General features: G+C 63.6%; 5 protein-coding genes. 1 reads left to right on the top strand and 4 read right to left on the bottom strand.

Translation table 11 applies throughout. From position 1 onward, the window contains the following. Positions 1-279: 279 nt before the first annotated feature. On the bottom strand, positions 280-555 hold the full coding sequence (locus tag FSO04_RS22730) for an oxidative damage protection protein (RefSeq protein WP_154562696.1): 276 nt from the start codon (positions 553-555) through the stop codon (positions 280-282). A 55-nt stretch (positions 556-610) separates the two neighbouring features. Then, positions 611-1,999 carry an amino-acid N-acetyltransferase gene (argA, locus tag FSO04_RS22735; RefSeq protein ID WP_054043361.1) on the bottom strand — a complete coding sequence of 463 codons (1,389 nt, stop codon included), beginning with the start codon at positions 1,997-1,999 and terminating at the stop codon, positions 611-613. 23 nt (positions 2,000-2,022) lie between these two features. On the opposite strand from argA, the gene hrpA reads away from it, so the two are divergent. Beyond that, positions 2,023-6,534, top strand: a complete 4,512-nt coding sequence (hrpA, locus tag FSO04_RS22740) for an ATP-dependent RNA helicase HrpA (protein ID WP_154562698.1) — start codon at positions 2,023-2,025, stop codon at positions 6,532-6,534. A 268-nt stretch (positions 6,535-6,802) separates the two neighbouring features. Here the strand turns inward: hrpA and FSO04_RS22745 are convergent, their stop codons facing one another. Together FSO04_RS22745 and FSO04_RS47235 are read right to left on the bottom strand one after the other, a co-directional pair. Beyond that, positions 6,803-9,163, bottom strand: coding sequence for a YadA family autotransporter adhesin (locus FSO04_RS22745; protein ID WP_154562699.1), 2,361 nt, complete (start codon positions 9,161-9,163; stop codon positions 6,803-6,805). Beyond that, the coding region (locus FSO04_RS47235; protein WP_206753079.1) for a hypothetical protein at positions 9,163-9,382 on the bottom strand (220 nt) is incomplete at its 5' end. The genes FSO04_RS22745 and FSO04_RS47235, both read right to left, overlap by 1 nt.

Consider the following 9,382-nt stretch of genomic DNA (forward strand, 5'->3'; position numbering starts at 1 on the left):
AGCACGATGACGGATGATCGTGCAAACTAGGGGCCCGGCCGGCAGCCCGGGGAGGGCACTCAATCCCTTGCGTGGCGGGGGATTCGGCGGATTGCGGCGGTATGGAAAAGAGGCTTAAAAATGGCCGGAAATGGTCCGGTTAGTGAATTTTGCCACGGCCCGAAAGCGGCGAAATGCGCGATGAAATGCGTGGCCAAACAGGCGAAAAAAATCCGCGCTCGCGGCGCGGATTTTTCGTCAGGGTGATCGCCAATCCTGGCTTGTAGCGCAAGAAGGCGCTTACTCGGCTGCCGGCGGCACGTAGCCCTGTGCCGTATCCGCGCCTTCGCCGAAGAAGAACTTTTCGGTCTGCTTCATCAGATATTGGCGTGCGCGCGGATCGGCCATGTTCAGGCGGTTTTCGTTGATCAGCATGGTTTGCTGCTTCAACCAGGCCTGCCAGGCTTCCTTCGAAATGCTTTCGTAGATCCGCTTGCCAAGGTCGCCCGGCAGCGGCGGGAAATCGAGGCCTTCGGCTTCCTTGCCGAGCTTCGCGCATTGAACCGTACGAGTCATGCTGTGCTTCTCCTATATCGATGTGGGGGCGGGCAGTCGCTTTATATGGGGACGCTCAGAGCTGTTTCATCAGCACGAGCGACTTGCGCTGCCAGTTATAGAGTCGGCGGCGGTCTTCCGGCAGGTCGTCGACCGTGACCTTGACGAAGCCGCGCTTGAGGAACCAGTGTTCGGTGCGCGTAGTGAGCACGAAAATCCGCGTGAGGCCGCGTGCCCGGGCGCGTTGTTCGATGCGTTTGAGCAGGCGCTCGCCGTCGCCCGTGCCTTGCGCTTCAGGCGCGACCGTGAGGCACGCCATTTCGCCGATGCGCTCCTGCGGGTACGGATACAGCGCCGCGCAGCCGAACAGCACGCCATCGTGCTCGATCACCGAGAAATGGTCGATGTCGCGTTCGATCTGGTGGCGGCCGCGGCGCACCAGCGTGCCGTCGGATTCGAGCGGCTCGATCAGCGAGAGAATGCCGCCGACGTCGTCCGGCGTGGCTTCGCGCAGGCTTTCGAGGTTCTCGTACGAGATCATCGTGCCCACGCCGTCGTGCAGGAACAGTTCGAGCAGCAGGCTGCCGTCGAGCGCGTAGGGGATGATGTGCGCCCGTGCCACGCCGCCGCGGCAGGCGCGGATCGAATGTTTCAGATAGAAGCCCGCGTCGCCGGTGACTTCGCCGCTTTCATGCAGCTTGTAGGCGTCGTCGAGCGACAGTTCGCGAACCAGTACGGGTCCGTCTTCGCCGGTCTCCATCAGGCCCGGCGTCTCGGTCAGGAATACGATCTTGTCGGCGCGCAGCGCGATCGCCGCCGCCGAGGCGACGTCTTCCATCGACAGATTGAACGCCTCGCCGGTGGGCGAGAAGCCGAGCGGCGACAGGAGCACCAGCTTGCGGCTTGCGAGCGAATGGCGGATCGAATCCGCGTCGATCTTGCGCACCACGCCGGTGTGGGCGAAATCGACGCCGTCCAGAATGCCGACCGGGCGCGCCGTCACGAAGTTGCCGGACACCACGCTGATGTGCGCGTGCGCCATTGGCGTGTTCGGCAAGCCCTGGCTGATCGCCGCCTCGATATCCAGACGCACTTCGCCGGCCGCTTCTTTCGCGGACTCCAACGCGCGCGCGTCGGTAATGCGCATACCGTGCGAAAACTCGGATTCCACGCCGTGCAGGCTCATCTGCTCTTCGACCTGCGGTCGCGAGCCGTGCACCAGCACGATCTGGATGCCCATGGCCTGCAGCAGCGCGATATCGGACACGAGCGCATTCAGGAGCCCCTGATGCACCACCTCGCCGCCGAAACCGACGACGAACGTCTTGTTACGGAACGCATGGATGTAAGGGGCGACTGAGCGCATCCAGTCGACGAATTGCGCGTGCTGTGCGAGGTCTTCCGTTGCTCCGGCGGGGGCCGGAACGCTCGCGGGCGCGGGGACGAGGTCGGTTTGGGAATTCATGCCGGGGATTATAATGCGCCCCCATGTCGAATGTACCCAAAAGTCCCGCTACGGCGAACGAGAATGTGACGCCGCCCGCCGATCAGGCGAAGCCCGGCGACGCGCGCCGCCGCGATGCGCAGGACGCAACTCGCAACACGCCACCAGCCGCGCGTGAGTCTCTGCGCTCCGCGGATGACGCGCGCGTGTCCGCACAGAAAAATAATCCGCCGCGTGAGGCGCGCCGCGAAGCGGGCGCGCAGGCGCCGAAAGCTGCTCATGAGGGGCGGAAGCACACGCCACAGGGCGACGCTGCGCGCAGCCAGCCGACTTCCGGCGGCGTGGAGAAGCCCGCGCGCCGCGACGATGGACGCGCGCAGAACGCGCCTCGCGGCCAACGCCAGCAGCAGGGCGATGAACGGCGCGCGCAGTCCGAAAACACGCGAGCTCCAAATCAGCCGAGGCGTGGCGACGGACGTGCCAATCAGCAAAGCGGTGCGCCCGCGCAGAAATCGCCGCAAGCAGGCGATGCTCAAAACGGCCAGCCCCGTCGCGAGCCGCGGCCACCGCGCGTTCAACGCGTCGTCGAACCGAACCCGATTCCGCCGATTACTTTTCCTGAAGCGCTGCCGGTGTCCGGCCGTCGGGAAGAAATTGCGCGGGCCATCGCACAGAATCAGGTCGTGATCGTCTGCGGTGAGACCGGTTCGGGCAAGACGACCCAGTTGCCGAAAATCTGCCTCGAACTCGGGCGTGGTCTCGGCGCGGGCGGCTCCGGTTTGATCGGTCACACGCAGCCGCGCCGAATTGCGGCGTCGGCAACGGGCCGCCGCATAGCCGAAGAACTCGGCACGCCGTTTGGCGAAGTGGTCGGCTACAAGGTGCGGTTTACCGACAATCTGTCGCCGGGCGCGTCGGTCAAACTCATGACCGACGGTATTCTGCTCGCCGAAACGCAGACCGATCCGCTGCTAAAAGCCTACGACACGCTGATCATCGACGAAGCGCACGAGCGCAGCCTGAACATCGATTTTCTGCTCGGCTATCTGAAGGAAATCCTCGTCAAGCGGCCCGATCTGAAGCTGATCGTGACCTCGGCGACGATCGACGCGGACCGCTTCGCACGCCATTTCGGCCGCGACGACAAGCCTGCGCCGGTGATCGAAGTGAGCGGCCGTCTCTATCCGGTCGAGGTGCGCTACCGGCCGGTCGCTGAGGACAGCCCGGCGGTGAAGGCGGCGGAGGGCTCTTCCGCATCGTCTTCGCGTGAATCGCGTGACAGGCCGAGGACCCAGCGCGAAACGGATCGCGATCTGATGGAAGCGATTGTCGATGCGGTCGACGAACTGTGCCGCGAAGGCCCCGGCGACGTGTTGGTCTTCCTGCCCGGCGAGCGGGAAATTCGCGATGCCGCGGAGGCGCTGCGCAAGCACCACCCGCCGCACACGGAAATCTTGCCGCTGTTCGCCCGTTTGTCCGCTGCCGAACAGGAACGCGTGTTCCGCACCTCGAACGCGCGCCGTATCGTTTTGGCCACTAACGTCGCGGAAACCTCGCTGACGGTGCCCGGCATTCGCTATGTGGTCGATACGGGCTTGGCGCGCGTGAAGCGCTACTCGTATCGCAACAAGGTCGAGCAGTTGCAGGTCGAGTCGATCTCGCAGGCCGCCGCGAATCAGCGGGCAGGGCGTTGCGGCCGCGTCGCGGATGGCATCTGTATTCGTCTGTACGAGGAAAGCGACTATCAGGGCCGCGTACGTTTTACCGACCCGGAGATTTTGCGTTCGTCGCTGGCGTCGGTGATTTTGCGCATGAAGTCGCTGCATCTGACGGCGATCGAAACCTTCCCGTTCATCGAGCCGCCGCCGGGCCGCGCGATTGCCGACGGCTATCAACTGCTCAACGAGCTGGGCGCCGTCGACGACGACAACCAGCTCACGCCGCTCGGCCGCGAACTCGCGCGCTTGCCGCTCGACCCGCGCGTCGGCCGGATGATTCTCGCCGCGCGCGATCAGCAGGCGTTGAAGGAAGTGCTGATCATTGCCAGCGCATTGTCGGTGCAGGACCCGCGCGACCGGCCGATCGAAGCGCAGGAGCAGGCCGACCAGGCGCACCGCCGGTTCGCCGACGAGCGTTCTGAGTTCCTGCAATGGCTGAAGATCTGGAACTGGTTCGAAGAAGCGATCGCGCACAAGAAGTCGAATCGGCAATTGCAGGACGAGTGCCGCAAGAACTTCCTGTCGCAATTGCGCCTGCGTGAATGGCGCGATGTGCACTCGCAACTGCTGACCGTGGTGCGCGAGCACGGCTGGCGGCTGAACGAGGCCGAAGCGACTTTCGAGCAGATTCACCTCGCGTTGCTGACTGGCCTGCTCGGCAACATCGGCCTGAAAGCCGACGACGAACCGTATTTCCTCGGCGCGCGCAGCATCAAGTTCTACCTCTGGCCGGGCTCGGCGCTGGTGAAGAAAGCCGGGAAATGGGTGATGGCCGCCGAACTGGTTGAGACGAGCCGTTTGTACGCGCGTTGCATTGCGAAGATCGAGCCGGAGTGGATCGAAAAGATCGGTGAGCATTTGCTGAAGAAGTCGTTGTCCGAGCCGCATTGGGAGAAGCGCGCGGCGCAGGTGTCGGCGTTCGAGCGCGCGGTACTGTACGGTCTGCCGATTTACCACCGGCGGCGTGTGAGCTTCGGTAAACAGGACCCGGCGCGCGCCCGTGAACTATTCATTCGCGGCGCGCTGGTGGAAGGCGAGTTCGATACGAAGCTCGCGTTCTTCGCGCACAACCGCAAGCTGCTCGCCGACATCGAGCAACTGGAGCACAAGTCGCGCCGTCAGGACGTGCTGGTCGACGACGAACTGATTTTCGGCTTCTACGATCAGGCGCTGCCGAAAGGCATCTATACGGGCGCGTCGTTCGAGCGCTGGTATCGCGACGAGGTGAAGAAGAGCGGCCAGCCGGAAGACAAGCTGCGTCTGCTGTATCTCTCGCGCGACGATCTGATGCGGCACGAGGCTGCCGGCGTCACGACCGACCTGTTCCCGAAGCGGATGACGATGGCGGGCGTCGAGATGGCGCTCACTTACCACTTCGAGCCGGGTTCGCCGCGCGACGGCGTGACGCTCGCGGTGCCGCTGTATGCGCTGAATCAGGTCGACGCACGACGCTGCGAATGGCTTGTGACCGGCATGCTGAAAGAGAAGGCGCAACTTCTGCTGAAATCGTTACCGCAGAAGCTGCGGCGCCATTGCGTGCCGCTGCCCGAGTTCGCGGCGGGTTTCGTCGAACGGCATAGTGGTCCTCGCTTCGGCGCGGGCGGTTTGCTCGAATCGCTGATCGCCGACGTTCGCGAGCAGACTCAGGTCGCGATGAAGCAATCGGATTTCAAACTCGAAACGCTGACGCCGCATCTGTTCATGAACTTCAAGGTCGTCGACGAGCACGGGCGGCAGCTTGCGATGGGCCGGAATATGTCGCAACTGCGTGCTGAACTCGGCGGGCAGGCGCAGCAGCACTTCCAGAAGATCGCGTCGGGTGCGGCCGGGGTGGCGTTGGCGGATGCGGGCGGCGGTGGCGGCGTGGCCGCCGGCGCGCAAGCAGGCGGAGCAGTCGGCGCGGCAAACGGTGCGGCTTCGCGAGGCAAGAGCACTGCTGCGCCCGGACCGCTTGCGACGTCGCAAGAAGGCGCGCAAGGCACCGCGCTGTACGAAAAGCTGACAACGTGGAATTTCGGCAAGCTCCCCGAGTTGCTCGAAATTCGCCGTGGCGGTCAGACTTTGTTCGGTTATCCGGCGCTAGTGGATCGCGGCACGCATTGCGACGTCGAAGTGTTCGATTCACCCGATGAAGCCGCGCGCATCCATCGCGCAGGGCTGCGGCGCTTGTTCGCGTTGCAATTGAAGGAGCCGATCAAGTACCTGGAAAAGAATCTCCCGGGTTTGCGCGAAATGGCGATGCAGTTCATGCCCCGCGGCACCCAGGAAGAACTGCGCGATCAATTGATCGACACCGCGCTCGACCGCGCCTGTCTGCAAGACCCGCTGCCCGCCGATGATGTCAGTTTCCACACGCGCCGCGACGAAGGCCGCAGCCGTCTGACTTTGTTGGCTCAGGAAATCGCGCGGCTGGTAGGGCAGATTCTCAGCGAATACGCGACTGTGACGAAAAAGCTGGTGCAGGCGAAGGCGTTCACGGCCGCGCATGCGGACATGCAGAACCAACTGGATGGCCTGGTCAGCAAACGCTTCGTGGTCGATACACCGTATGCGCAGTTGGCGCACTTCCCGCGCTACCTGAAGGGCATTGCGCTGCGCATCGACAAGCTGAAGGCGGACTCCGCGCGCGACGCACGGCAGTTCGCAGAATTCCAGCCACTGTTGCAGAACTACCAGCGTGCGCTCGCGCAACGCGGCGGCGTGCTGGATCCGCGCTTGTCGGAATTCCGCTGGTTGCTCGAAGAATTGCGGATTTCGCTGTTCGCACAGGAGTTGCGTACACCGATGCCGGTCTCGGTGAAGCGTCTCTACAAAGTGTGGGAGTCGATGCAGCGTTGAGCGGTGAGAGGAGGGCGCGACGCGGCGCTGAGCGACACATGGAGTGGGGCGCCGCAGGTGCCCGCTTCGCTTGCCTAGCGCTAGCGGATTCGGTGCGGCACGTGGCGTCGAGCAAAAAAACGCGTGACACCATTCCTTTTGAGAATGACGTCACGCGTAAAGGGCGCGAGCGCTTTCGGACCCGCGCCTGCTCGCTGCCAGTACAGCAACGCGGATGACTTTGATGTGACTGGCTCAGATCGAACCGGTCATCTTTCTTGCCGACGTTTTACCAGTGCATGCCGGCGCCGATTGACGCGCCGAACTGGCCGCGCGAGTCAGAGGTGCCTTGTACCTTGTAGACCCACTTGCCGGTTTCCGACAATTGCGACACGCCGATGGCGATCGCCGACTGCCCGCCGTAGGTGCCGCCGGCCATGGCCACCATGCCGTGACCCGGCAAGACCGCTTGCGGCAAGCCTGCTGCTGCAAGTGCCGTTGCCGTGCCGCCGTAGGCATCGCGGCGGGCCGAGCGGATCTGGTCGTCGGTGTAGCTGTTAGCCTGGCCGACTGCGCCGCTCATGGATTGCTGCAACTGATTGACGTTGACTGCATCCGTGCCTTGCACGCCGGCCGCGACGTTGGTGATCTGACGCTCCTGACCTGCTGCGCCGACCGATACCGTGCTCGCGCGATCCGCGACCGAGCCTTGACCCAATGCCACCGAGTTGTCGGCGCTGGCGTTCGCCGCGGCACCGAGCGCGGTGGCGTTGTTGCCGCTTGCGACCGAGTTCGCGCCCATGGCGATGGCGTTCGTGCCGGTGGCGTTGGCGTTGGCGCCCACAGCGACCGAATGCGTGCCCGAGGCCTGTGCACCTTCTGTGCCGACATTGCCGTCGGCGCTGAAGAACGGCACGTTCGGATTCACCGTGATGTTCTGCACAGCGTTGCCGATTGCCGTGTTCAGTTGGCCGACGTTGACGGCATCGGTTGAGTCCACGCCGTCGGCGACGTTGTGGATGATCGTGCCACCACTGGATGCATCGCCGCCGAGCGTGACGCTGTTCTTGTTGACGCTGCCGTCGGCGTTCTTGTCATACATCACGGCGCCGTCGAGCTTGGCGTCGGTCTGCGACGTAACTTCTTTCAACTGGGCAACGTTGACGGCGTCGGTGTCGGCGGTGCCGGCTGCAACGTTGGTGATCTGGCGTTCTGCGCCCGCTGAACCGACCGATACGGTGTTGATGCGATCGGCGATCGAGCCGTTGCCCAGGGCGACCGAGTTGGCGGAGCTGGCATTTGCCTGATAGCCGAGGGCCGTTGAATTGTCGCCTGCTGCCGTGGCGAGGGTGCCGACGGCCGTGCTGTTGTCTCCCTGTGCCCATGAGGAGGTGCCGGCTGCAAATGACGCGTAGCCGGAAGCGTTGGCGTACGCGCCGATCGCGACCGAGTGGTCGCCGTTTGCAGTGGCGTCGTCCGAGCCGTCATTGGCCCCGCCTGCCTTGAAATAGCGCGAGGCGTCAGCGGCAGCCGCATTCAGTTGGCTCAGGTTGACGGCGTCCGTAGCTTCTGTGCCGGCTGCGACGTTGGTGATTTGACGTTCTGCGCCGCTTGCACCGACAGAGACGGTGTTAGCACGATCGGCGACCGAGCCCTGGCCCAGCGCGACCGAATTGACCGCGACGGCATTCGCCTTGTAGCCGAGGGCCGTCGAGCCGTCGCCTGCTGCCGTGGCGAGGGTGCCGACGGCCGTGCTGCTGTCTCCCTGTGCCCACGAGGAGGTGCCGGCTGCAAATGACGCGTAGCCGGAAGCGTTGGCGTAGGCGCCGATCGCGACCGAGTGGTCGCCGTTTGCGGTGGCGTCGTCCGAGCCGTCATTGGCGCCGCCTGCCTTGAAATAGCGCGAGGCGTTAGCGGCGGCCGCATTCAGTTGGCTCAGGTTGACGGCGTCCGTAGCTTCAGTGCCGGCTGCGACGTTGGTGATTTGACGTTCTGCGCCGCTTGCACCGACAGAGACGGTGTTAGTACGATCGGCGATCGAACCTTGGCCCAATGCGACGGAGCCGTCGGCGCTAGCGTCGGCCATGTTGCCCAGCGCGATGCTGTTGTCGCTAGTGGCAGTGGCCTTATAGCCAATTGCAACGGAGTTGGCGCCGTCCACTTCCGAAAAGGCGCCGATGGATGTCGAGTTGATTCCCCTGACCGTGGATATGTTGCCGACGGCCGTACTGTATTCCGCCCCTGTGTCGACTAGCGCTCCATCGCCGGCAGCAAACGCTGCTTTGGCTTTAGCCTCTGCCATATAGCCGAACGCGCTGGCGCCGTTGACAGTCGCATTGGCCCCATAACCGAACGCGGAGGAGCCTGTACCCGACGCGACGGCATTCGCGCCTGCCGCGATAGCGCCTGGTTGACTAGCGCTTGCGTCGTGATCTCCAGCCGGGACTAGTGATGTGGCGTCGAAATAAATGTCAGCGTTCCCCGCATACGCTCCTGACACCCCTCCCAGCAAAACAGCACCAGCCAGCACAGCCTGTGCCAACGCCTGTTTCCGCGACGTCCCGCGTTTCGTCTTCCCCCGGGCCGTTTCCGACGTGGCCACCCACGTTCCCGTCGCTTCACACCAAACCGATTTGTAAATCTTGTTCATTATTTAAGTAACTCCGCGGTTATCGCATGCGCGGACTGCAGATGAAAGCGCGGCGATTCGAATAAGGCGTCATCGCCCTGGTATGTCGCGCACAAAATAAGAACATATAGGCCGCGGTTTCTCCGGTATCCGTTTTCCGTGTCCTGCTGATTTTTTCGCGCGTTCGAATCGCCGGCTTTACGCTCTTGAGTCCACAGGATTAAGTGCATGGGCGATGAT

Source organism: Paraburkholderia madseniana (assembly GCF_009690905.1).
In the GTDB taxonomy this organism is placed as follows: domain Bacteria; phylum Pseudomonadota; class Gammaproteobacteria; order Burkholderiales; family Burkholderiaceae; genus Paraburkholderia; species Paraburkholderia madseniana.